This window comes from Winogradskyella ouciana (assembly GCF_009709615.1).
Classification (GTDB): Bacteria; Bacteroidota; Bacteroidia; order Flavobacteriales; family Flavobacteriaceae; genus Winogradskyella; species Winogradskyella ouciana.
Genome location: NZ_WJYA01000003.1, coordinates 83,271 through 109,394, shown reverse-complemented (window position 1 = coordinate 109,394; position 26,124 = coordinate 83,271). Strand labels below are relative to the sequence as shown.

Genomic DNA, 26,124 nt, shown 5'->3' with positions numbered 1-26,124 from the left:
TTCTAAATGGCATTATTTCAAACATCAGTAATAAAAACATATCTGGCGCAACAAGATAATTCAGTAGTAGAGCGTGCCTATAAAAAATATACCAAGTATTTTCACAATGCTACCATTCAAGAGAATATTAAAAACTCAAAAGAAGAACAGTACCAGGCAAAGTTTCTGGATGAGCTGTTTGTCAATGTCTTGGGTTATACGCTAAATCCAAAGCCTGATTTTAATATCACTACCGAGTTTAAAAACCAAAAAGGCGCAGGTAAAGCAGATGGAGCTATTTTAAAGGAAGCTAAAGCAATTGGCGTAATTGAACTAAAGGGAACCAATACCAAAGATTTAGAAAGCATCCGTAAACAGGCGTTCGATTATAAAGCCAATCAAAAAGGCTGTGTGTATGTCATTACATCCAATTTTGAGAAGTTGAGGTTTTACATCAACGACGCTACCGAGTTTTTAGAGTTCAATCTCTTTCAATTAGCACCCGAAGAATTTGCTTTAATGTACCTATGCTTACAAAAGGATAACATTCTTAACAATCTACCGCTAACCATTAAAGAAGCGTCTTTAGTTGAAGAAGACAAAATAACCAAACAGTTTTACAACGACTATTCCGTATTTAAACGCGAACTCTTCAGAGACCTCGTAAAACGAAATGCCAAACGCCTAAAACAAAATGTCATTGCGAGCGAAGCGCGGCAATCTCATAATGAAGACGATAGTAACGAACTAAAAGCACTCGAAAAAAACGTCAAGTTATCCCTATTCAAAAAATCACAGAAACTCATAGACCGTTTTCTGTTCATTTTCTTTGCCGAAGATAGAGACCTATTACCACCAAATTCAACCATACAGATATTAGATAAGTGGAAAGCCGACATCGATTTTGGTGACGAACGCCCATTATATAATCTCTTTAAACAATACTTTCATTTTTTAGATGAAGGTAGAAAAGGCACAACCTCAAGAGCAGAAATCTATGCCTACAATGGCGGATTGTTTAAACCGGATGCCATTCTCGATAGTTTAGAGATTGATGATGATTTGCTGTACAAACACACTTATAAACTCGCTAAATACGATTTTAGCAGTCAAGTAGATGTCAATATTTTAGGGCACATCTTTGAAAACTCACTTAACGAAATAGAAAGCGTTAATGCCGAAATTGAAGGTGGCGAGTTCGATAAGCAAAAGAGTAAGCGTAAAAAAGATGGCGTGTTCTACACACCCAAATACATTACCAAATACATTGTAGAAAATACCGTTGGTAAACTCTGCCAAGAGAAAAAAGACCAATTAGGTTTTAAAGAAGAAGCCTATTTTGAGATAAAAAAGGGAACACACCAAAACACCAAAAAACAACTATTAGAAGTTTTAGATAATTACAGAGCGTGGTTACTGCAAATAACCATTTGCGACCCAGCTTGTGGCTCTGGAGCATTCTTAAACCAAGCATTAGATTTTCTTATTAAAGAACACCGTTACATCGATGAGCTAAAAGCAAAAGTATTAGGTGGTGGCCTTATATTAAGTGATATAGAAAACACCATTTTAGAAAACAATATTTATGGGGTTGACCTTAACGAAGAATCCGTGGAAATTGCCAAACTTTCCCTATGGTTACGCACCGCACAACCACGACGAAAACTCAACGATTTAAGTAATAATATAAAATGTGGCAACTCATTAATTGATAGCAAAACCGTTGCAGGCGATAAAGCCTTTAATTGGCAACAAGAATTTCCACAGATTTTCAATCCTACTGTCATTGCGAGCGAAGCGCGGCAATCTCATAATTCAAAAAATGGCTTCGATGTAATAATTGGAAATCCACCTTGGGGAGCTAAATTTCCTGAATTAGATTTAAAATTTGTTAAAAGCAAGCATCAAGCTATAATAGTAAGAATGATAGATTCATTTATGTTCTTTATGGACAAATCTATTGACTTGATTACCAAAGATGGAGTTATTGGAATGATTGTTCCTGATGTTATCCTATATCAAAAGGATAATTCAAAACTTCGAGAACGAATATTAGATGAAACACATCTTAACATCGCTTTAAATGTTGGAGATGGAATTTTTGAAGATGTAGCTCGACCATCAGCTATTTTAATTTACGAAAAAACGGAGTCTACAGAGCCTATAATAGTAGGTAATTTTAATAAATATAAGGATGACGACATTACTGTTATAAAAACCTATGAAGTAGAGAAAGACTTATTTTATTCTATTCCTAATACAGTAATCGCAACACAAAATTTAAAGGGTTATGAACTTTTAAAACGTTATAAGAAGTGTACTTTAAAAGATTATATTGATGATGATGGAATACAAAGAGGTGTTAGTCCAGATTTAAAAGATGCATTTATTGTTACTCAAGAAATAATTAAAGAAAGAAAATTAGAAATAGAATTTATTAAAAAAACTGTAACAGGTGGTGTAGATGTAAAACGCTATTATACTATTGATTCAGGTAAATATCTATTTTATCTTACAAAGGAAGATAATCCTTCAGATTTTCCTAATATTTATAAATACATTGAGGAGTATTTACCAAGAATTACTTGCAAAGAAGTGAAACAGGGTAAACATCCATTTTACACTTTACACAGAGCAAGAAATAAAAATATATTTGAGAAAGAAAGTAAAGTTTTAGGTGTCATAACAGGAGATAGTATTATTACTTCAATCGATGAAGAAAAAATATATCCTACCGATGGGTTATACTTATTCAATAGCAATTCAAAAATTTCAAATAAATATTTATCTGCATTTTTAAATTCAAAAATTTCAACTTACTTATATAGACTTCTTTCCTCTGAAACAGGAAGAACTTTAGCACAAGTAAAACCTGTGTTGTTATCGCAATTACCTTTTGTTGAACCTGATGAGCAAACAGTATCAGAAGTTGAGAATGTCTATGATAAGATTTCAAAGGAAATTAAGGAGTTTGTCTTTATTAAGGCAAAATTCATAACCTATTTATTGCACCAATACAATGAATTAGTTGTAACCCGCAAACTCGAAAACTGGCACGAGTTAGACTTTGCAGACTTTATAAAAGAACTTAACAAAGCCATTAAAAAAGCAGGTGGCACACCACTTACCAAAAAAGACGAATTTGAGTGGTTAGAACTCTTTGAAGACAACAAGAAAAAAGCCCAAGAGTTACAAACCCAAATCACCCAAACAGAAAAGCAAATAGATGAAATGGTCTATGAGTTGTATGGCTTAACACAAGAAGAACGTAGCATTATAGAAAACTCATAAAAACAAACAATGATTGTCATTGCGAGAAGCGCAGCGACGTGGCAATCTTTTAAATTGAAACTAAAAAAATAAATATGTAAAACCCAAAAACACCTCATTACCAATGCAAGAACACCTCAAAACCAACATACTTAACTTTAAATGGCCTAATAGTGCGCCTACCATTTATTTAACTTTAGAGGAAATGGAAGGTAGTCATCCCATCCATAAATCTAAATTTTCAAGGCAGATTAAAGAGGTGTTTCCAGATGCAGACTTATCTAACACAGAACAAATATTTACAACATTTACAACAGAAATACCAGACGCACCAAGCATTAAGCTAAATTTAGTAGATGGTAGAGAATTAAGAATATACAAGCAATTCCTTAAACACCAATTAAGAAGCTATTTTAAATCTAAAGACTATATAGTAGTAAAAAACTTCGTTGGTGATGTACAAGTGTGGATGCCATCAAAAAAAGGGAATACAGCAGACTATAACCTCTACTATAAATTCTCATTTAAAATACAATTTGCAAAATTAACCGACTTACCAGAGCTTATTGTATCGTATGATGGCACATCAAAAGTCCTTACAACGTCGGTTAAGGATATAGAGGATTCAGAGCTAATAAAACGTTGTGTATACGGTCAAAAAACGTTTAATTACCAAATGGACCTCGATACAGAGGAAAAACAAGAATTTCACAATGCTATTCAGTTTGACCAAGCATTCCCTATTTTTAATTTGCCATTAGCACGAGCATTAAACATACCTATTGAGGAACCTGTAAGACCAGCCAACAAATACCAAAAGTATGTAGCACTTATTAATAATTTCGCTACCAATTATCTGTTTACAGAAGATTTTAAAACCATATTTCCGTTTAAGACTGATGCGTTTATTGATGTGCCTCTCAATCGTATCAATCACATTGACCCACAAGTAGGATTATTAGAATTTGGTAAAGACCAATACGGTAACAAGAAAACCCATTTAGTGCCTAAATTGGCAATGAATAATCTTAATCCCTATAAAAGACCAAACAACCAAAACATTAAGTTTTTCTTTGTGTACCATACCTCACATAAAGAAGCAATTAAAACCTTTTACAACAACCTTAAAACTGGTGTTACTGCGGATAAAAAGTATTTTAAAGGGATTGAGGCTTATGTAAACATCAAGGCTTCAACTTCTAAAGAACATTTTATAGAGTTTACTAATGAAAACAACCCAATACCAGAAATAACAAAGCAGTTAGAAAACCTTTCGTTCGACCACGATAATGTACGTTATGCAGCATTCTATTTAAGTCCTTTCGATAAGTTTACACCAAATCCCGAAGACCGAGACATCTATATTCAAATCAAAGAACTCTTTTTAAACGAAGGTATTGTTACGCAGGTTGTAGATTATGAAAAAATGGTGGTCAATATCGAGAACCAATACAACTTCCAATTTTCATTACAAAATATGGCATTGGCAATTCACGCCAAATTAGGTGGTGCACCTTGGAAACTCGCAGTAACTGACAAAAAAGAGTTAGTAATTGGTGTTGGTGCATTTACCAATCAAGGCGAAAACAGACGTTACATTGCAAGTGCCTTTAGTTTTCAAAACAATGGCTTATTTAGAAAGTTCGAGTATTTTGACCAAAGCGAAACAGACCTATTAGCAGGTAGTATATGCAAAGCCATTAGAGATTTTACATCTGTTGCAGAAGCAGATAAAGTAGTCATTCACTTTTATAAGGAAATGAGTTACGAGGAACTAAAACCAATTATTAGAGGGATGCATACATTAGGGTTAAAAATTCCGCTTTACATTCTAAATATCAATAAAACAGAAGCAGAAGATATTATTGCTTACGACCTTAATTGGAACAAAAAGTTAATGCCTGTAAGTGGTACATACATACGTATTAGCGAAAATCAATTTTTGTTGTTTAATAATGCACGTTACCCTAATTCACAGCGATATGCAGATACAGATGGTTATCCATTCCCAATAAAGATTAAGGTAAGCAGTCCAGATGAAGATGCTTTTGAAGATGCAGATGTAGTGTTAGAATTATTAACGCAAGTATATCAGTTTAGCAGATTGTATTGGAAATCGCTTCGACAACAAAATGTACCAATCACCATAAAATATCCTGAAATGGTAGCACAAATAGCACCACGATTTAATAATGGTGTTCCAGACGATGCTAAAGATGCCTTATGGTTTTTGTAATTAATTTGCACAACCATTGCATTCAATAATTTGTATATTTGCATAAATTATATGAAAATATTTGTTTCCATATCGATGTCTATTTTGTTCTTTTTTCAAGGGATAAGCATAGATATGGACTTTTGTGGGCCAATTAAAGAAATTTCAAACGTTATTACCCATTATCAAGACCATAAAGTTTATGGAGACTCTTTCCTTGATTATGTAGTTGAAGACTATATTGACAGCGATTCTAAAAATGGAGAGCATCATCATAACCCAGATAAGGAGAATACACCAGTCCATTCCCATAATCAATGTTGTCACCCTTTAGTGTTAATTATAGCTAACAATAATTTAGCTTTAACCAATCGACTAAAGTTTGAAGAGAAAAAACAATATAATTTACATAAAGTAAACTTCACTTCCAGATATTTGGAATCACTTTTCCAGCCACCTAAAGTATAATTCAGTTTTTATAGGATAGCTATATCCTTTTTTTAATGTTTTCACTTTCACGAAAGCATTTGCATATTTTTTAACAGAATTAATACATTTTCTATGATTAACAAAATCATTGATTTTTCAATCAATAACAAATTCATTATTGGTTTGCTTACGCTTACCATAATTGGAGCAGGTATTTGGAGTATGACCAAAGTGCCAATCGATGCTGTTCCAGACATTACCAACAACCAAGTACAGGTTATTACGCAAGCACCCAATTTAGGCACAGAAGATATTGAACAGATTGTTACCTATCCTATCGAGGTAGCAATGAGTAATCTTCCCGATGTACAGGAAATTAGGTCAATCTCTCGTTTTGGCTTATCGGTGGTTACCATTGTATTTGACGATGATATGGGTACGTATCTACCTCGCCAATTAGTAGCTGAAAAACTAAATGAAGTCAAAGAACAAATTCCTGCTGGTTTTGGAGAACCTACTATGGGACCTATTTCAACAGGATTAGGGGAAATTTACCAATACACCTTAAAAGTAGCACCAGAGTATAAAGACAAATACGACATTGCAGATTTACGCTCAATGCAGGATTGGATTGTACAACGTCAAATGGCAATGGTAGAAGGTGTGGTTGAGGTAAACGCCATAGGCGGTAAAATTAAACAATACGAAGTCGCGGTTGACCCAAACGATTTAAACGCAATTGGATTGACCATTACAGATGTCTTTAATGCACTCGAAGCCAATAATCAAAATACAGGTGGTGCATATATTGAAAAGAACCATCAGGCTAATTTTATTCGTGGAGAAGGCTTGGTACGGAGTTTAGAAGACATTAAAAAAATTACGGTAAAAACCGTTAATAATATTCCTGTAACTATTAATGATATTGCAACTGTGCAATTCGGTTCTGCCATACGGTACGGTGCATTAACCCAAGATGGTGAAGGTGAAGTTGTAGGTGGCTTGGTGATGATGCTAAAAGGTGCAAATTCCAATGATGTTATTGCTAATGTAAAAGAGCGAATGGCTCAAATTGAAAAGTCATTACCTGAAGGTGTAATTATTGAACCCTTATTAGACCGAAGTAAATTAATTGGAGAAACAACTTCTACTGTAACCACAAATCTTATTGAAGGTGCATTGATAGTTATTTTTGTGCTTATCTTCTTATTGGGTAATTGGCGAGGTGGTTTAATCGTTGCTTCAACAATACCATTATCCTTATTATTCGCTTTTATTTTAATGAACGTGTTCGATGTTTGGGTAAACTTAATGAGTTTGGGAGCAATAGATTTCGGTATTATAGTTGATGGCGCTGTAATTATTGTAGAAAGTACAGTATTTCTCATTGCATCACAAGTACTAAAAAAGAAACAGCTTACATCCAAAGAGCTAGATAAAGTGGCGTCTAATGCTTCAAAAAAGATGATGAATGCTGCATTCTTCGGTCAGTTGATTATCTTAATTGTGTTTCTACCCATTTTAGCTTTACAAGGAATTGAAGGAAAGATGTTTAAGCCAATGGCGTTGACATTTATTTTTGCTATGATTGGTGCAATGGTACTTTGTTTAACCTATGTACCAATGATGTCTGCTTTGGTGTTAAGAGCACCAAAAAACGATAAAAAATCCTATGGAGATAGATTTGTGCATTGGGTTGAAGATAAATACCAACCTTTATTGGTTAGAGCCTTGCGAAAAGGTAAATGGGTAATTGGTATTGCAGTAGTGTTGTTCGGAATTACAGTCTTTATGTTTACTCGAATGGGTGGCGAGTTCATTCCACAACTCGATGAAGGTGATATTGCATTTCACGCAATATTAAAACCAGGTAGCTCACTTACAGAAACTATTGAAACTACGACCAAAATAGAGCAAATTGTAAAAGCAAAATTTCCAGAAGTTGAAAAAATTGTGAGTCGTATAGGTGTTGCCGAAATCCCAACAGACCCAATGCCAATGGATTTAGCTGATGTTTTTGTAATTCTGAAACCTAAAAGTGAATGGACAACAGCAGAAACAAAAGATGAATTGATTGAGGAAATGAAAGAAGCGGTTGAAATCGTTCCTGGTGTTAATTATGAATTTACCCAACCTATAGAAATGCGTTTTAATGAATTGCTTGAAGGTGTACGTGAAGATATTGCTATAAAACTCTATGGTGAAGACATCGACATCCTATCTCAAAAAGCCGAAGAAATATCTAAAATCATCGCAGGTACTGATGGTATTGGAGATATGAAAGCAGAAGCCACAACGGGTTTACCACAAATGACCATCAATTACAACCGGAATAAATTAGCACAATACGGACTTCAAATAAATACGCTCAATCAAACCGTACAATCTGCATTTGCAGGTGGTACAGCAGGTGTGATTTTTGAAGGTGAAAAACGCTTCGATTTAGTGGTGCGTTTAAGTTCTCAAAACCGAAAGGATATAACAGATGTTCAAAACCTGTACATCAATTTACCTTCAGGTGCTCAAATTCCTTTACGTGAAATTGCAGATGTAAGCTACAAAGCAGGACCAATGCAAATAAGTAGAGACAATACCAACAGAAGAACCTATGTAGGTATCAATGTCAGAGGTCGAGATGTAAAATCTTTAGTAACTGAAATAAAATCAAAATTAGATGCACAATTGGAACTACCATCGGGTTATTTTATTCGCTATGGTGGTGCATTTGAAAATCTGGAACGTGCCAGCAACCGATTACAAACCGTTGTTCCTATCGCCTTATTACTCATATTTATACTAATATACTTTGCATTAAAGTCACTACCTCAAACCTTAATGATTTACATAGCAATTCCAATGGCAACCATTGGTGGTGTAGTAGCCTTGTGGTTGCGTGATATGCCATTTAGTATTTCGGCAGGTGTTGGTTTTATTGTGTTGTTTGGTGTTGCGGTATTAAATGGATTGGTAATGATAAGTGGACTCAACGAATTAAAAGACGAAGGTGTAACCAATCTAAAGGATAGAATTGTTGAAGGTACTAAACGAAGAATCAGACCTATTATGCTAACTGCTTTTACAGATGTATTAGGCTTTTTACCAATGGCGATTTCATCATCAGCAGGTGCAGAAGTACAACGTCCATTGGCAACGGTTGTTATTGGTGGATTATTAACTTCAACTTTGCTTACCTTATTTGTTTTACCAATTTTATATCATTGGGTAGAAAACAAATCTTTTAGGTTTAAGCCTAACAAAAAGTTAGTTACTGCAACAGCTGTGGTATTATTACTATTTGGTTTTTCAACTGAAAGTAATGCGCAAGAGTTGAATGATACAATTCCAGAAATTTCATTAAAGGAAGCTGTTAAACTCGCAAAAAGTAATTATCCATTATTGAAGCAAAAGCAATTGGAAATTACAAAACAAGAGCAATTAAAAGCGACTGCCTATGATTTCGGTACGACTCAAATTTTCACAGGTGGCGAAGAAGTTAATAATGGTAGTGGCATCTATACAACCATAGGTGTTGGTCAATCAAATATCGATGTATTTGGCATTGGTGCAAAAAGAAAATTGCAAGAACAACGCATTCAATTGGCGCAAAAAGCCTTTCAACTTTCCGAATTGGAATTAGAATTGGAAGTTAAAAAAGCGTGGTCAAAATGCTATCAAATGAAACGGAACTATGAATTGTATAAGGAATTGGATTCCATTTATTCCAAATTCGAACAAGCAGTAGCTTTAAATTATGAAGTGGAGGCCATTTCTAAATTAGAATATTCGGCAGCAAAAAATCAAGCGTTTCAAATTCAGAATAAAAAAGCGCAAGCCTATAGTGATTATCTTATTGCTTTACAGCAATTCAATTTGTGGTTGGTTTCAGAAGAAATTTTTACGGTTTCAGATGAATTTGATGTAGCTATGGACAATGATATGGAAATGTCCAATATTGAAAGCCATCCATTGTACAGTATGTCGCAGAACATTGTAGATGAAGCAGAAGCCAAATATAAAGCTGCAAAATCAGATAATTTGCCAAAGTTCAATCTTCAAGGTGGCTTACAGCGTGTCAATGGCAATTCAGGATTTTACACCTATCAGGCAGGTATTTCCATTCCGTTTTTATCAGGTTCTAACAAAGCACAAATTAGAAGTTCCAAAATTGATAAAGAAATAGCGGAAACCAATGTAGCGTTCAAAAAACAGGAAGTACAATCAAGGTTTGTTCAGGCTAAAGAAAATTATATGAAATGGAAAACATCTTGGGAGTTTTACAAAGACCAAGTTTTACCATTAACAAAAGAGCAAAAATCAGGTGCATTACTGGCATACAGAGAAGGCGAAATAGATTATACTGCATTTACACAGTTAATTAAAGAAGCTATTCAATCGGAACTTGAAGCACAGACTGCATTAGTAAACTATTTAGAAAGCACATTTCAATTACAATATTTTAATCAATAAGACAATGAAAAATAAAATATATAAAATTCTTACCGTAATGGTGTTAACCATTTTTGTTTCAGCTTGCGGAAATAAAGAAAATCATAACGAGAATGATGGTCATTCCCACGATGAGGAAGAAAACACAGAAGTTAACGAAGCACATAATGAAAGCGAAGAAGTAATGCTTTCACAACAACAATTCGATGCTTTAAAAATGAAAATCGACACTTTAGCATTACGTAATATGAGCGGTTATGTTGAGGCAAATGGAACGTTAGAAGTGCCACCACAAAACGAAGCAGCCATTACCACAGTCATTGGTGCAAATGTTGTTTCAATTGAAGTGATTGAAGGTGATAAAGTCAATAAAGGTCAAGTTGTGGCTTATCTCTCGCATCCCAATATTATACAAGCTCAAACGGATTACTTAAACGCATATAGCAATAGTAATTTTCTGAAAAAGAATTACGAACGTCAACAAAAGCTATATGAAGCAGGTGTTGGTTCTGGTGCTAATTTTCAAAAGGCAGAAGCAGAGTATGATGCATCAAAAGCTATGGTTAATGGTTTAGAAGCACAATTAAAAATATTAAATATCAATACAGCTTCTGTTCGTAATGGTACAATTGCACAACGTATTGCCTTGCGAAGTCCAATAGAGGGTTTTGTGCAAAAAGTTGAAGTAAAAACAGGTCAATATGTAGAACCACAAACCGAATTATTTGAAATTGTAAATACGCATCACGTTCACGCCGATTTAATGGTCTTTGAAAAAGATGTTTATAAAGTACAGAAAGGTCAAAAAGTTAACTTTACGGTACAATCCATACCAGATGCAGAGCTTATCGCAGAAATCTATTCCGTAAGCAAAACCTTTGAGGACAACCCAAAATCAGTCCACGTTCACGCAGAAATAGAAAATAAAAAAGGCAACTTAATTCCTGGTATGTATATTCAAGGTAAAATTCAAGTAGATAATACCCAAACAAAAGCATTACCAGAAAGTGCAATTATAAAAGAAGGCGATAGATATTATGTGTTTTCAGTAGAAAAAGAAAATGACGATTGGAGCTTTAAACCTATCGAAGTTGTTTTAGGCACTAAAGATGGTGATTGGGTATCGGTTCAATTTATTGAAGATATAGAAAGTAACACACAATTTGCTTATAATAATGCTTATTACCTTAACGCAGAAATGAAAAAAGGAGAAGCAGAACACGAACATTAATTATGGATGCAACAAGACAACAAGATTTAAAAAAGGCAAGAACACTTCAAATATGGAATGTCATTTATGATGTTATTGAAGTGGTCGTATCTCTTATTGCAGGATTTGCTTCAAACAGTTCAGCTTTGATAGGCTGGGGATTGGACAGCACTATCGAGGTGATAAGCGCAGCAACTTTAGGTTGGCGATTACACGGAGAGATTAAAGGTATTGATAAAGAAAAAGTAAAAAAACGAAAGAAAATTACACTCTACGTCATTGCAGCATCTTTCACATTAGTCTGTATTTTTATTACTTATGATTCTGTTACAAAACTTATAAATCAAGAAACTGCGACCTGGAGCACTATGGGATTAATTATTTTATTGGTTTCATTGGTAGTAAACCCTATCCTTATTTATTTCAAAAGAAAATACGGTAAAAAACTTGATAGTCCAGCAATGTTAGCAGATGCAAAGGACACATTTATTTGCCTATACCAAACCGTTGTTGTACTTATAGGTTTGCTTTTGGTAAATCAGTTCGGTTGGTGGATGGCAGACCCTATTGCAGCACTTCTTATTGTTCCTTATGCACTAAAAGAAGGATGGGAAGCATTTAGTAAAGCGAGAAATATTAATCTTAATGAAACTGTAAAATGAAAGAAGTAGAACAGTTATTAGAGTCAAAACAAATTCGTATTACAGCAATGCGTTTGCTTATATATAAGTTTCTTGCAGAAAAAGAGGTCGCTGTTACTTTAAGTGACATAGAAAATGCGTTTGCAAAAGCAGACAGAACTACTTTATACAGAACAGTAAAAACTTTTGAAGATAAAGGAATAGTTCATCAAATAGACGATGGTACAGGGATTACAAAATATGCGTTATGTGAAAAAGGATGTAATTGTGAAATTGAAACCGATTTACACCTGCATTTCCATTGTAATAATTGCAATGAAACCGTATGCTTAACAGAACATAAAATACCTCAAATAAAAGTGCCAAATGGTTTTGTGTCTGAAAACGTCAACTTGGTGGTTAAAGGTATATGCGATAAGTGTAGTGCCTAAAAATGCACTTCCATTGCACTTAATTTCTTAATATTTTTAAATGCAATAAATAAAATTCAAAAACAATGATACAATTAATCAATACAGAAAAAAACAATTTAATATCAGCAAAAATTAGTGGTAACATATCAAAAAGTGATGTAGAAAAGATACATCCACTCATCCATAATATTATTGAAAAAGGTAAAAAGGTAGATTTCTATTTTGAAATGGAAGATTTTACAGGTTATACATTAAAAGGGTTTTGGGAAGATATAAAGGTAGATAGCGCACACATTTCCGATTATGGAAAAATGGCTTTTGTAGGTGAAAAAAAATGGCAGGAATTTGCAGCAAAAGTTACTGACTTTTTTACAAGTTCAGAGGTAAAGTATTTTGATTTAAAAGACAAAGAACAGGCTATAAACTGGATTATGTCTTAATGTCAAGTCTTAATATTTATATTCGATAAGCAAATGAAATTTAATACAGTAATTCCTAAATACTTAAAACGATTCTATAATAATGAGTTGCTGTGCTTTAAAAAAGCATTGAAAGAACAAGATTTTGATACAGCTTGGTATCATTTAGAACGTAGTCATATAATAGGACAATCTTATCCAATAGAACATACCTATTCACATTGGTTAATGCTAAAATTTGGATTTAGACAAAAAGATACGAAAGAAGTAATAGGTCAAATAGTTAGGTTGTTTGTGGGTGGCTGGAAATCATTTATAAATCACGTTCCACTTGGTAATACAGGTGGAGCAAACGTGCCACCATTAAAACGTATGCCTATTCCAAATGACATTGAAAAATTATTAGAAATTAAATGAAAAAAAAGAAAGTCAATTTAAGAGATTTAAAACCAAATTCAGAAGAACAACATTCTCACGATGATGGTCACGACCACGGAGATGGAAGTGCATTCAAGACATACATTCCTGCTATTATAAGTTTTGTTATGTTAATGGTAGGTATCGCTGTAGATTATTTTGATGCGATTCCTCAATTTGAAGGATGGATTCGAGTAGTTTGGTACACTTTAGCATATATTCCAGTTGGATTTCCAGTAATTAAAGAAGGATGGAAAAGTCTTATAAAAGGCGATGTTTTTACCGAGTTCTTTTTAATGTCTATTGCTACAATTGGTGCATTTATAATTGGTGAATATCCAGAAGGTGTTGCAGTAATGCTATTTTATGCAGTAGGTGAATTATTTCAAAACGCAGCAGTAAATAGAGCAAAAGGAAATATTAAAGCATTATTGGATGTTAGGCCAAAAGAAGCCAATGTATTTCGTGATGGTGATTATGTTAGTGTGTCGCCAGAAGCTGTAAATATTGGAGAGAAAATTCAAATTCGTGTAGGCGAAAAAATTCCATTAGATGGTATTTTATTATCCGAAAAAGCATCGTTAAATACAGCAGCTTTAACAGGAGAAAGCAAACCAGATTCTATTCAGAAAGAAGCCAAGGTTTACGCAGGTAGTATTAATTTGGAAAGCGTTATTGAAGTTGAGGTAACCAACAAGTTTGAAGATAGTTCTATTGCGAGAATATTAGACTTGGTTCAAAATGCTACAGCACGTAAATCGAAGACAGAATTGTTTATCAGACAGTTTGCTCGTATCTACACACCAATTGTAGTGTTTTTAGCTATTGGTGTTACTTTTATACCTTACTTTTTTGTAGATGATTATGTCTTTAGAGATTGGTTATACAGAGCATTAATTTTCTTGGTAATATCTTGTCCTTGTGCGTTAGTGATTTCAATTCCATTAGGTTATTTCGGTGGATTAGGAGCAGCTTCAAAAAATGGAATATTATTTAAAGGTGCTTCATTTTTAGATGCAATGACCAAGATAAACACTTTGGTAATGGACAAAACAGGAACCGTTACCAAAGGTGTTTTTAAAATTAAAGAAGTAAAAGCAATTGGTTGGAATGAAACCGAATTTATGCAATACTTAATGGCGATGGAAGAACAATCCACGCATCCAATTGCTAAAGCCATTTTAGAGTATAAAGCAGAAGGAGAAGATTTTGAAGCTACCGAAGTTTCTGAAATTGCAGGTAAAGGTTTAAAAGGCATTGTAAATGGTAAAACAGTTTTAGTAGGAAATAAAGCCTTAATGACTTCGAATAATATTGATGTTCCAACGGAAACAGAATCTATTGTAGAATCGATAGTATTAGTTGCAATCGATAATCAATTTGCAGGTTATGTAGTCATAGCAGATGAATTAAAAGAGGATGCAAAAGAAACTATTACAGCATTACACAAAGTAGGCATCAATAATATTATGATGCTTTCTGGTGATAAAGATTCGATTACTCAACAAGTCGCTAAAGAATTAAATATTGCAAATGCTAAAGGTGGTTTACTACCAGAAGATAAATTAAACGAAGTTGAGATTTTAAAGAAAAACCTTGAAAACAAAATAGCTTTTATAGGTGATGGTATAAACGATGCACCAGTTTTAGCAGCGAGTAACGTTGGTATTGCAATGGGTGGTTTAGGTAGTGATGTAGCTATTGAAACCGCAGACGTTATCATTCAAACCGACCAGCCTTCAAAAGTTGTTAGAGCCATTAAAATAAGTCGTTCCACACGAAAAATTGTTTGGCAGAATATCATTTTAGCTTTTGGTGTTAAAGTCATTGTCTTGATTTTGGGAGCAGGTGGTTTAGCTACAATGTGGGAAGCAGTTTTTGCAGATGTAGGAGTAGCATTATTAGCAATTTTGAATGCAGTTAGATTGCAACGAATGAGTTGGAAATAGCACATCAAATTTAATATTAGTGCTAACATCATAATCCGTGAGCAGGTAATAAGGTGTTCGTCAGTCGTTCCATTTTGTTTCATAAAACATATCTGCAAGCCAATTATCGATTTTATTGTCATTGCGAGAAAAGCGAAGCAATCTTATAATCAACCACATTCTTTCAGTCAAAAGGCTTGCATATACCACAAATAGTACCATTGCGGCGACACGTCCTCATTGGCACTATTTGTTTGTTTTATTTCACACATTCTCTTCTTCCTCACCCGCAGCTACTCTTGTACCCTTACCTGCGAAAAGCAGGTACCCAATATGGAGCCTGCTATTGCAGGCGGAATATTTATAAGGGTACAACCGCTGCTTAATGTTATGCGAGCCTGCGGGTCGCTTCAAGCAAAACCCACATATAGTTGAATTTCACTTATCTTTTATATTTTAATAAATTCCTGTGATTGCTATAATATTGAGTTTAATAAAATATGTGGGTTTACGGGTGTCACATTTTTTGAACATTCCAAGTATGCAAATAAGATAACCGCAGTTCTAAAGAACATATTTGAGATTTCAATTAAAAGTAGGTAATATGTGATAAATTGAAATTTTATGCATACTGCGGATTATCCTATTTTGCAAGCAGTACACAAGAGCAACTCATTCAGTCAGCAATTCCATCCACCGTATAATAGTTTTTACATTACGGTTTGCCTTTAGTAAAATTAAAAGAAGTAATTTCTTGTAAATACTTCACTTCCTCAACATCCTTATATCATAATAAATAAGGCAAACCTTAAATGAAAACTATTCCCAAGCCTTACATTGCTTCCTTCAATCCTTGCACTTGCCTAAACGTTAATATTTTGTACTACTAATAAAAATCTATCTTAAACACAATTTGAATCAAAAAACTGCGCCACCCTTGCGGTAAACCGTTGCTGTGGTACGCACTTTTGCAAAATTGCAACGTGCTATTACCACACCACTTTTGCTCATCTCGCAGTCGGCTCGCGCCTTTTAGATTACCTGCTCGAGAGGATAAATAGTAACTTTGTAAAATGGTTGAAGATTTAAAAAAGCTTTTTTTACGTTTTAATTATTCTGATGAAAATGGTTTTATCGTTAATGCACCCACTTTGAATGAAGGAGAACACCTTTCAATTGGTTTTGATAATAAAAGAAAAGAGTTCAATATTCATTTTACGGATGATAATATTAATGAACCTGGTGCAAAAAGAAGAAACTTCATTTTTACGATGTCTGCATTTCGATTTTTTCTTTTCTTAAATCGTTTTGATACATTTTATAAGCATAGTATTGTTAATCTAATCCTATCCTCAAAAACCAATCTGGGTAAATTAAAAAAGCATAAGTTTATAGTTAATACGTTTGTCACATCTGATGAAGCTGAAGATAAATTGATTCATAAGAGAAAAAACGGTAGGCATTGGAAGTTCAGGAAAAATTTTGATTTTGATTTAATAGTAGATAATTTCAAATATCTTGAACAAGAAGATTTGTCCTCGAATAAAATGCTATTAGCATATAAGTACTCAAAAGGTAACTTATCGCTTCAAGGTTTTATTTACAATTTTGAACATTTAACAGGTATTTATTTTATTCCAATTAAAAAGTACAATCGTTTTGCAAAAAACATTGCTATAGCTATGTACAACTATTTAAACACCTATCCAACGGAAGAAACTTTACCATTCAGACAACTAATGTATGAGCGACTTAAACATCCATATTTAAGTAAGGAAGAAGCAAAAAGGATGCAAAGATAGATGCCTTCCTTCATCCACCGCTATCATACTATAAAGTTCAAGCCCTACGGGTTTTGAAAAAAATATTGCACCTATCGCAGGTGCTTATTTTCAAAACCCTTTAATTAAGCAATATTTTTCCCAAAAAACTTGACAGTATGTCCACGTCATCAATTGTACTGCTTTCTTTTTTCTCTTTTTCTTTGTAAAAAAATGTTTATTTTTTTATTTCTGATGCAAAAGGAAGCAATCTAAAGCAACAAAACCCTTATCCAAACAATTGCATAATAGTTGACTTATATTTCATCGGAAGGTACAACTTCGTGTTAAGTCCGTACCAAGTCCGAAGAAAAGTAAGTTTCATTTAAATTATTTATGTTATGGGTAAAATTGCTCAAGGTATTTTAGGAGGGCTTTCAGGTAAGGTTGGAAACGTTATCGGTGGAAGCTGGAAAGGAATTGATTACATTAGAATTAAACCTTCAAGTGTAGCGAATCCAAGAACTGTTGGTCAAGTAAACCAAAGAACCAAGTTTACTGCCACTTTAGAATTTTTACAGGCTGTAAAGCCTTTTATTAAGTTAGGATATAAAGGGTTAGCTGTTAAGAAAACAGAATTTAATGCTGCGATGTCGTATGTATTGAATAATGCGATTACAGGTACAGAACCTAACTTTGTTGTTGACTATCCAAACGCTTTAGTAAGTCGAGGAGGTTTATCCGGTGCGTTAAACCCAACGACTGATTTGGCAACTGCTGGAGAAGTTACTTTTGGATGGGATGATAACTCTGCTGAAGGTAATGCAAATGCTACTGACAAGGCAATGTTATTGATTTACAATCCATCAAAAAAGGAATCTATTTCTTTACTTGATGGAGCAGACCGAACAGTAGGTTCTCAAATTGTTCCAATCCCAACAACTTACGCAGGAGATACAGTAGAGCTATTTATGGCGTTTATTACTGCTGATGGTAGTCAAGTATCAAACAGTATTTATTTAGGCTCTGGTACAGCTAATTAATGCTTGGTGTTTTTATTTGGAAACCGCTCTAATCGAGCGGTTTTTTTTATGCTATATTAGTAGCTCAATATATTAATGTTTACTCTTTATTTACTCTTTTTATGCGTTTTTTGTACCCTATTTGTTGCCCAAACGCATTAACACCAATAAACATAAGGGTAGTTAAATATTGTATTGGGAAGTAAGGAATTTTTTATGATAATAATTTTTAATTGTGGATTTAATTAATTATTTCAAATATCTGAAAAGTGAACAGCTACTAGTCCTAAGATACTTTTATAGAATTAAATCTACTGCCATTTTAAAAATATAATGTAAATTTAAGCCAAACAACCATTCTTATATTATAGAATATTACAAAACTAAATGGCTACTACTAATATTCACTTGCTTTTAGCAGATGACGATATCGATGATTGTAATTTCTTTAAAGAAGCTACTGCAGAGATTAATCGACCAATAGCTGTAACTACAGTAAATGATGGCGTTCAATTAATGGACTACCTAAGATCAGATTTAAGTGAATACCCTAATCTTATCTTTTTAGATTTGAATATGCCAAAAAAGTCTGGTTTAGAATGTATTACAGAAATAAAATCTATTCGAGAACTCAATGATATACCAATTGTTATATACTCTACATCTTTAGACAGATCGGTAGTAAATCATTTATACGATGTAGGTGCACATAAATACATACAAAAACCAAATGATTTTAATCGTATCATATCTGTTATTGAAAAAACAATCAATTTTTTATTTGACGAGATACCAGCCGAGCAATCACGCGATCAGTTTATAATTCAACCTTAGTAATCGTTATGGGCTTAAATACACGTTTAGAACAAAATCTAAGTCATACATTTCTACGAGGTGGCGGTGAAATGGGTGAGCTTATCCGCAATAAGGACTGGAGTAAAACAGAATTAGGTGATCCGGCTAAATGGCCACAGCCATTAAAAACCATGGTCGGTGTGATGCTAGAAAACCCTTTTGCTATGTATATTGCTTGGGGTAAAGAGTATACTCAACTCTATAATGATGGCTATAGGCCCATTTTAGGCCAAAATAAACACCCTCAAGCATTAGGCATAAGCACAAAGGAAACTTTTTCAGAAATATGGCATATAATTGGAGATATGTTTAATGATGTTATGGATGGTAAAGCATTTGGGTTTCCAGATTTTGAATTAGATTTACATAGAAATGGATATTTAGAAACATGCTATTTTGATTTTGCATATAGTCCCATTCGATTAGAAAATGGTGAGGTCGGTGGCGTTTTGGTAACTGTTATTGAAACTACATCCGAAAAGAAAGCTCAAATTGAAATCAAAGACAGAAAAGATGAACTAGAATTTGTCATAGAGGCTGCGCAATTAGGAACCTTTGATTATAATCCCATTACTAATAAATTCTCAGGAAATAAACGCCTTAAGAATTGGTTTGGTCTGCCACCCGATGATGAAATTGATCTCAATGATGCCATTAAGGTCATTGCTGATAATGATAAAGATAGAGTGTCACAAGCCATTTCAGAAGCCTTAAACTATGATTCTGGTGGAAGATACGATATAGAATACAGTATCATTAATTCTGCTTCAGGAAAAGAAATTATTGTACATGCCAAAGGGCATGTTTGGTTTAATGAGAATTGTGAGGCCTATAGAATGACTGGTACTTTAGAGGATATAACTGAGCGTACCCTGGCTAACCGAAAATCTAGAGAAAAAGAGCAGCATATCAGAGCCATGGTTAGCGATTCTCCAATTGGTATTTGTGTTATAGATGCTGATACTCTACTATGCGAAATCATAAACGATAGTTTCATTGAAATCGTCAATAAACCACGTAAAGAAATAGAACAACATTATTTTTGGGATTTTTTCAGTACCCTTAAACCTTTACATTCCAAAGCACTTGATGGAGTTATATCCACGGGTAAACCTTACTTCTCAGATGAAGTAGAACTCTTAAAAAGTAATAATGGTACTACCAAAACAGCATACGTCAATCTAGTATATGCCCCTTTAAAGGATGAAGATAATAAGGTTGTAAAAGTGGCAGTATGGGTTTTAGATAATACAGCTCAGGCAGAAGTACGTAAAAAACTTTCTATTAGTGAGAATAATCTCAGATTAATGATTTTACAAGCGCCTGTTGCTTTGGCTATCTTAAGAGACGACGATTTTAAAGTGTCCATAGCGAATAAATTTGCTTTAGAAATATGGGGTCGTAACGAAGAACAAGTTCAAAACGTACCACTATTGGAGGCCATGCCAGAGTTAGTGCCACAGGGATTTGAAGAATTTTTAAGCAATACTTTAAAAACTGGAGAACGTTTTTCCACCCCAGAAATGCCAGTTGAGCTTATGCGTAATGGTAAAAAGGATCTATTATATATAAATTTTTCATTTAATGCCTTATATAATGGTGAAGGGGAGGTAGATGGCATTATGGCAATTGGTATTGATATCACCGACCAAGTATTGTCGAGAAAACAAATACAAGAAAATGAAGAAAAGCTCCAACTCATTATAGATGCAAGTTTCTTAGGAGTATGGGATTTAAATCTCAAAACACAACATATGGTAGCGTCTGAAAGATGCTATGAAATTTTAGGTTTTTCTGATGAAGAAAATTTAACTCCAGACACAATAATTACACATGTACATCCAGACGATTTAGAACTACGCGCAAAATCATTTGAAAAAGCGTACCAAACCGGAACTTTAAATTACAAGTTAAGAGTAATATGGGAAGATGGCTCCTTACACTGGAAAGAGGTAAAAGGAAAAGTTTTTTATGATGAAAATAACGAGCCAGAACGCATGTTAGGTACCGTTAGAGATATTACAGAAGAACGAAATTTTCATCAGCAATTATTAGATCGAGAAGAAAAATTTAGACTTTTGGCAGACTCTATGCCACAGCATATCTGGACCTCAGATCCTGAGGGAAATTTAAATTATTTTAATAAATCTGTATTTGATTATTCTGGTCTTACCTTACAACAGATCGAAAAAGACGGATGGATACAGATCGTACACCCTGATGATAGGGAAGAGAATTTAAAGCAGTGGAAACATTCTATAGATACTGGAGAAGATTTTTTGATAGAACATAGATTTAGAAAACATGACGGTACATACCGTTGGCAATTAAGTAGGGCTATACCACAAAAAGATAAGGAAGGTAATATAAAAATGTGGGTAGGAACAAGTACAGATATACAAGAGCAAAAAATGTTTGCCAATGAGCTCGAAAATATGGTACAACTAAGAACTAATGAATTAAGACAAAAAAATATTGACTTAGAAACAATGAATAAAGAATTACAATCCTTTGTTTACATTTCTAGTCACGATTTACAAGAACCTTTGCGAAAAATTCAGATTTTCTCATCACGTATTAAAGAAAAAGAGCTTGAAGTTTTGTCTGAAAATGCAAAAAATTATTTCTCTAGAATGCAAAAAGCGGCGCACAGAATGCAGACGTTAATACAAGATTTAATTGCCTATTCTAGAACCAATACAAAAGATAATAATTTTGAAATTGTATGTCTTCAAGATATTATAGATGACACTAAAGAAACTTTAAGCGAAGAATTAGAGGAACACACCGTAACATTTAATGTTAAGGGTGATTGCTTATTAAAAGTTATACCCGTACAATTTAATCAGGTAATGCTTAATTTAATTAGCAATTCCATTAAATTTTCGGTAGAAGATAGGCCAGTCATTATATCTATAATGTGCCAAACGGTTTTAGGAAAAGATACTGGTATACCATCGTTAGACGCAAATAAAGACTACAGTCAAATTACAGTTTCTGATAACGGTATAGGCTTTGATGAGCAATACAGCCAAAAAATATTCGAAGTTTTTCAACGATTACATAACAAAGATGCTTATACTGGCACAGGTATAGGACTGGCCATAGTAAAGAGAATAATAGATAATCACGAAGGGGCAATAAATGCAGAGAGTAAAAATAACGAAGGGGCAACTTTTGATATTTTTATTCCGGCACCTGATGAATAATTAAAAACATATTCAGAAACGTTTCATTATCCCATGGTCTTATCCTTTCAACAATATAAATAAATATGAGATAAGTAAATACCAAAATAAATTATTATTACCAATTATAGGGTTATCTTTACTTTTAGCTCTTGGGTTCAAAGTTGTTTAAGTTTAGTTTAAAATTTATTAAAAACAATGATAGAAATTTTGAGTACTTAAATAAAAAACTAAAAACTATGTACCAACTAAATTACCGTTCAAAATCTAAAAACGATTTAAAACTAGAAGATTTAGAAGATATTCTAGTAACGGCAAACCGGATTAATTTGTCTAAAAGAATAACAGGATGTTTGATTTATCATAACGGTAGCTTTGTGCAGATTCTAGAAGGTGGTAAGAAGGACGTTAAAGCTGTTTACGAGAAGATAAAATTAGACGATAGGCATAGTATGGTAACATTACTTTGGGAAAGTAAAGTTACTAATAGGTGTTTTCCAGATTGGAATATGGCTTACCATAAGCCAAATAATAATGATCTTGAAATATATATTAATAATTTAATGTTATTATCTGCAATGTCAGAAAAATCAACGGCCTCTTTACTTAGTTTTTGGGAATCGGTACACAAAATTTTAGATAACAATCATTTATCTACCGAAATTACCATCTAATAAAAATTAAATGACCATAACATTTAAATTTAATTATAATAAAATATGTAATACGCTTTTAGAAGAAAAACTAAAAGCTCATCACATTGAATTTCAGTCTCTAGGTAATGGCGAAGTAGAGATATTGGGGAAGCCTTCTGAAGAAGTTCTTGATATATTTTATAAGGAAATACATAGTTATGGTATTGACGTTGTTGAGAACCCTAAATTAATATTGGTTCAAAAAATTAAAGATTTAATTAAAGACTTAATTTTTAATACAGACATTTCAACTAATGTTAAAACCTCAGTATATTTAGCTGAAGCTTTAAATAAGAACTATTCTTATTTAGCCAGTATATTTTCAGAAATCACGTATACTTCAATTGAGAATTATATTATTTTACAGAAGATAGAATATGCCAAGACATTAATTATAAAGGAAAATTTAACCTTAACAGAAATTGCGCATAAATTAAATTATTCTAGTGTGGCACATCTAAGCAGACAGTTTAAAAATACCACAGGAATTACACCATCTGCTTTTGAACGAATAATCTTAATGCGAAAAAAAGAACATAATCATCCACTTTAGTAGTTTATTATATGGCAGAAAATTACGTTAAAATTGCATTAGCAGATGATGATCCGGATGATAGGTTATTTTTTAAAGAGGCATTTGAAGAACTAAAAATAAAGAGTAAAGTATCTACATTTAATGATGGAGATACGTTAATGAGCTATCTTAACAACGAAAATAATGAAATACCAGATTTGCTATTTTTAGACTTAAATATGCCTCGTAAATCTGGATTAGAGTGTCTTGTTGAGATAAAATCCAATGATAGATTCAACGATCTAGCAATTGCTATTTACTCTACATCAGCCACCGAGGAGGATATTGAATACACTTTTGTTAAAGGAGCAAACATTTACATTAAAAAACCCAATGACTTTAATATTTTAAAGAAAACACTTTCTCAAGTAGTAACAACCAACTGGCAATTTGCTAATAATGGATTAAATAGAGATAATTTTTTGTTGCGTTTATAATTTTGTTATATGAACGAATTTGCTAAATCTCATAAGTTTTTAAAGATAGTATTTGGTCTAGGATTATTTATTATACTCTGTTTAGGAGGATATAGTTATAAGCATATCCAGCAATTGAGTGATACAAGAGATAATATTACGCATACCTATGAAATAACCTTAGAATTAGAGCGTATGTTAGCTCAAGTTTATTATGCTAAAGCAAACCACAGAGGATTTATTATTTCTCAAGATTCCGTATTTCTGCATCCATTTATAACAAATAAGGTTAAAATTGTTGGTCATTTATACAATTTAGAAGTTTTAACCAAATCTAATGACGTACAGCACAAAAATTTGGATACACTTAGCACAGACGTTAGAAGTCTAATAAGTTATTTAGACCAAACCATATCATATAATCAATCACAATTAAGAGAACCTGATACACTTAAAAATGTATTTATTAATAGTAGGTATAAAGAGGATTTAATTAGGACAAGAACTACTAATATGGTTGATTTAGAAAATGATGTTTTAGAAATAAGACAATCTGAAAATAGTCAGGTCCTTAATTATACACCCATTATATTATACTCAGTACTCATTCTTACACTCATATTATTAATGTTAGCTTATGCAAGGATTACTCATGATATCAATTATCTAAAAAGAATAAATAGAACTTTAGACCTTTATAAAAACTCAAGTCAACAAGCTGAAATTATTGGCCAGAATGGCACATGGATATGGAATATCGATGACAACACTTTTGAATTTTCTGATAATTTTTATAGACTTATGGGTGTACATCCTAAAAACATTAATGATGGTTTAGATACTTTTTTGTCTAATGTACATAAAAATGATAGAGCTCAATTAAAACGTCATATTATTAAAATGAAAACGGAAGAACATCCGCCGTTTATGAATTATAGAATTATTGACCCCAACTATAACGTTAAACATTTTAAGGTATATGGGCAATTAGTAGAGACAAAAGATGGACAGAAACAAATAATTGGTACCACAGCAGATATAACGGCAGATGTAGAAAATTTGTATACAATAGAAAATCGTAACAGAGAATTAGAACATAATAATAAAGAACTGTCCACATTTAATTATGTTGCAAGTCATGACCTACAAGAGCCTTTAAGAAAAATACAGACATTTTTATCGCGTTTAGAGATAGAAGATAAACACAGTCTATCTCAAAAAGGCTTGCACTATATAGAAAGAGTTAAATCCTCAGCTGCACGTATGCGGATGTTAATTGATGATTTGTTACAATATTCTAGAACTAATAAATCTGATAAAAAATTTATAGATACAGACATCAATAATATAATAAATGACGTATTAGAAGAATTGTCACCCTCAATAAAATCTACAGGTGCAATAATTAATGTCGATGAATTCCCCAAGATGAAGGTAACGCCTTTCCAAATGCATCAACTATTTGTTAATATTATCAATAATGCTATTAAGTATAGAAAAGAGAATGTTACTCCAAAAGTAAATATTACTTATAACGAAGTTAAATCTAATACTGTAAAACCTTTACAACAATCCTTATTTAAATATTTTCATAATATCAGTATAACAGATAATGGTATTGGATTTGATGAAGCTCACGCAGATAAAATCTTTATATTATTTAAGAGACTTCATAAGGAAAAGTATGATGGCACAGGAATTGGTCTTTCCATTTGTAAAAAAATTGTAGATAATCATAATGGCTATATCTTGGCCAGCGGAGAACCCAACGTAGGTGCTAAATTTGATATATACATACCGTTCCTAAGGTAAAACCAATTCAGAAACTAAAATTATATAACATTGGCTCTAAATCTTATAAAATTTTAATTATAAGATATTTGCATATTTGTAATCTTAATTTAACAAGCTTTCATTTCTACCTTTATTAAAATGAAATTAGCCTTATATATTACCCTTACCATAGTAGCGATATTGTGGGCCATAGGTTTTTTCGTATTAAATCTTAGCTCTATTATTCATATTCTGTTATTAGTTGCCTTAGTTATTGTGTATTGCATTTATCTAAAAGATAAATCTGTATAAGACCTATCGAATTAGGATATAATCCACCTCTTCTATTAAAAACTTTATTACTGATTGCCTCTCCTCATAACTGTATAACTAAAAATTTGGTAACAGATTAAAAAAATTAGATAACAGATTTGTTCTCATTTGGTCTTTTCTTTACACTAGACAAAAAACATA

General features: G+C 32.9%; 18 protein-coding genes. All 18 read left to right on the top strand.

From position 1 onward, the window contains the following. Positions 1-6 precede the first annotated feature (6 nt). Positions 7-3,270, top strand: coding sequence for an Eco57I restriction-modification methylase domain-containing protein (locus F1003_RS03345; protein WP_155087800.1), 3,264 nt, complete (start codon positions 7-9; stop codon positions 3,268-3,270). Between the two features lie 103 nt (positions 3,271-3,373). Continuing rightward, positions 3,374-5,485, top strand: a complete 2,112-nt coding sequence (locus F1003_RS03340) for a Piwi domain-containing protein (protein ID WP_155087799.1) — start codon at positions 3,374-3,376, stop codon at positions 5,483-5,485. Positions 5,486-5,560: 75 nt separating this feature from the next. Next, entirely contained in the window at positions 5,561-5,932 is a 372-nt protein-coding gene (locus F1003_RS03335) for a hypothetical protein (RefSeq protein WP_155087798.1), read from the top strand. Between the two features lie 93 nt (positions 5,933-6,025). Next, on the top strand, positions 6,026-10,360 hold the full coding sequence (locus tag F1003_RS03330; RefSeq protein WP_155087797.1) for a CusA/CzcA family heavy metal efflux RND transporter: 4,335 nt from the start codon (positions 6,026-6,028) through the stop codon (positions 10,358-10,360). A gap of 4 nt (positions 10,361-10,364) precedes the next feature. Next, the gene (locus F1003_RS03325) at positions 10,365-11,570 is read left to right on the top strand and encodes an efflux RND transporter periplasmic adaptor subunit (RefSeq protein WP_155087796.1); all 1,206 of its coding nucleotides are present in this window, start codon (positions 10,365-10,367) and stop codon (positions 11,568-11,570) included. 2 nt (positions 11,571-11,572) lie between these two features. Next, a complete protein-coding gene (locus tag F1003_RS03320; protein WP_155087795.1) occupies positions 11,573-12,211 on the top strand; it encodes a cation diffusion facilitator family transporter in 639 nt (212 codons plus the stop codon). After that, the gene (locus F1003_RS03315) at positions 12,208-12,621 is read left to right on the top strand and encodes a Fur family transcriptional regulator (RefSeq protein WP_155087794.1); all 414 of its coding nucleotides are present in this window, start codon (positions 12,208-12,210) and stop codon (positions 12,619-12,621) included. The genes F1003_RS03320 and F1003_RS03315 overlap by 4 nt, the downstream gene beginning before the upstream one ends. A 65-nt stretch (positions 12,622-12,686) precedes the next feature. Next, positions 12,687-13,043 (top strand): SpoIIAA family protein, encoded by a 357-nt coding sequence (locus tag F1003_RS03310; RefSeq protein ID WP_155087793.1) that lies wholly within the window; start codon positions 12,687-12,689, stop codon positions 13,041-13,043. 33 nt (positions 13,044-13,076) lie between these two features. Further along, complete coding sequence (locus F1003_RS03305; RefSeq protein ID WP_155087792.1) at positions 13,077-13,439, top strand: DUF3703 domain-containing protein; 363 nt, start codon at positions 13,077-13,079, stop codon at positions 13,437-13,439. Beyond that, positions 13,436-15,388 carry a heavy metal translocating P-type ATPase gene (locus F1003_RS03300; protein ID WP_155087791.1) on the top strand — a complete coding sequence of 651 codons (1,953 nt, stop codon included), beginning with the start codon at positions 13,436-13,438 and terminating at the stop codon, positions 15,386-15,388. The genes F1003_RS03305 and F1003_RS03300 overlap by 4 nt, the downstream gene beginning before the upstream one ends. A 1,052-nt stretch (positions 15,389-16,440) precedes the next feature. Further along, positions 16,441-17,169, top strand: coding sequence for a hypothetical protein (locus F1003_RS03295; RefSeq protein ID WP_155087790.1), 729 nt, complete (start codon positions 16,441-16,443; stop codon positions 17,167-17,169). A 359-nt stretch (positions 17,170-17,528) separates the two neighbouring features. Continuing rightward, positions 17,529-18,170 (top strand): DUF6266 family protein, encoded by a 642-nt coding sequence (locus F1003_RS03290; RefSeq protein ID WP_155087789.1) that lies wholly within the window; start codon positions 17,529-17,531, stop codon positions 18,168-18,170. 366 nt (positions 18,171-18,536) lie between these two features. Beyond that, complete coding sequence (locus F1003_RS03285) at positions 18,537-18,983, top strand: response regulator (protein WP_155087788.1); 447 nt, start codon at positions 18,537-18,539, stop codon at positions 18,981-18,983. Between the two features lie 8 nt (positions 18,984-18,991). Further along, positions 18,992-22,213 carry a PAS domain-containing sensor histidine kinase gene (locus F1003_RS03280; protein WP_155087787.1) on the top strand — a complete coding sequence of 1,074 codons (3,222 nt, stop codon included), beginning with the start codon at positions 18,992-18,994 and terminating at the stop codon, positions 22,211-22,213. A 218-nt stretch (positions 22,214-22,431) separates the two neighbouring features. After that, a complete protein-coding gene (locus F1003_RS03275; protein WP_155087786.1) occupies positions 22,432-22,866 on the top strand; it encodes a BLUF domain-containing protein in 435 nt (144 codons plus the stop codon). A gap of 10 nt (positions 22,867-22,876) precedes the next feature. Further along, entirely contained in the window at positions 22,877-23,440 is a 564-nt protein-coding gene (locus F1003_RS03270; protein ID WP_155087785.1) for a helix-turn-helix domain-containing protein, read from the top strand. Positions 23,441-23,451: 11 nt separating this feature from the next. Then, positions 23,452-23,898, top strand: a complete 447-nt coding sequence (locus F1003_RS03265) for a response regulator (RefSeq protein WP_155087784.1) — start codon at positions 23,452-23,454, stop codon at positions 23,896-23,898. A gap of 114 nt (positions 23,899-24,012) precedes the next feature. Beyond that, positions 24,013-25,689 carry a CHASE3 domain-containing sensor histidine kinase gene (locus F1003_RS03260; protein ID WP_162306887.1) on the top strand — a complete coding sequence of 559 codons (1,677 nt, stop codon included), beginning with the start codon at positions 24,013-24,015 and terminating at the stop codon, positions 25,687-25,689. The last annotated feature ends 435 nt before the right edge of the window (positions 25,690-26,124 follow it).

Coding starts and splice junctions, on each gene's coding strand:
- F1003_RS03305 (WP_155087792.1), top strand. CDS start 13,077: ATGAAATTTAATACAGTAATTCCTAAATACTTAAAACGATTCTATAAT.
- F1003_RS03315 (WP_155087794.1), top strand. CDS start 12,208: ATGAAAGAAGTAGAACAGTTATTAGAGTCAAAACAAATTCGTATTACA.
- F1003_RS03335 (WP_155087798.1), top strand. CDS start 5,561: ATGTCTATTTTGTTCTTTTTTCAAGGGATAAGCATAGATATGGACTTT.
- F1003_RS03325 (WP_155087796.1), top strand. CDS start 10,365: ATGAAAAATAAAATATATAAAATTCTTACCGTAATGGTGTTAACCATT.
- F1003_RS03330 (WP_155087797.1), top strand. CDS start 6,026: ATGATTAACAAAATCATTGATTTTTCAATCAATAACAAATTCATTATT.
- F1003_RS03300 (WP_155087791.1), top strand. CDS start 13,436: ATGAAAAAAAAGAAAGTCAATTTAAGAGATTTAAAACCAAATTCAGAA.
- F1003_RS03280 (WP_155087787.1), top strand. CDS start 18,992: ATGGGCTTAAATACACGTTTAGAACAAAATCTAAGTCATACATTTCTA.
- F1003_RS03310 (WP_155087793.1), top strand. CDS start 12,687: ATGATACAATTAATCAATACAGAAAAAAACAATTTAATATCAGCAAAA.
- F1003_RS03285 (WP_155087788.1), top strand. CDS start 18,537: ATGGCTACTACTAATATTCACTTGCTTTTAGCAGATGACGATATCGAT.
- F1003_RS03295 (WP_155087790.1), top strand. CDS start 16,441: ATGGTTGAAGATTTAAAAAAGCTTTTTTTACGTTTTAATTATTCTGAT.
- F1003_RS03340 (WP_155087799.1), top strand. CDS start 3,374: ATGCAAGAACACCTCAAAACCAACATACTTAACTTTAAATGGCCTAAT.
- F1003_RS03320 (WP_155087795.1), top strand. CDS start 11,573: ATGGATGCAACAAGACAACAAGATTTAAAAAAGGCAAGAACACTTCAA.
- F1003_RS03270 (WP_155087785.1), top strand. CDS start 22,877: ATGACCATAACATTTAAATTTAATTATAATAAAATATGTAATACGCTT.
- F1003_RS03290 (WP_155087789.1), top strand. CDS start 17,529: ATGGGTAAAATTGCTCAAGGTATTTTAGGAGGGCTTTCAGGTAAGGTT.
- F1003_RS03345 (WP_155087800.1), top strand. CDS start 7: ATGGCATTATTTCAAACATCAGTAATAAAAACATATCTGGCGCAACAA.
- F1003_RS03265 (WP_155087784.1), top strand. CDS start 23,452: ATGGCAGAAAATTACGTTAAAATTGCATTAGCAGATGATGATCCGGAT.
- F1003_RS03275 (WP_155087786.1), top strand. CDS start 22,432: ATGTACCAACTAAATTACCGTTCAAAATCTAAAAACGATTTAAAACTA.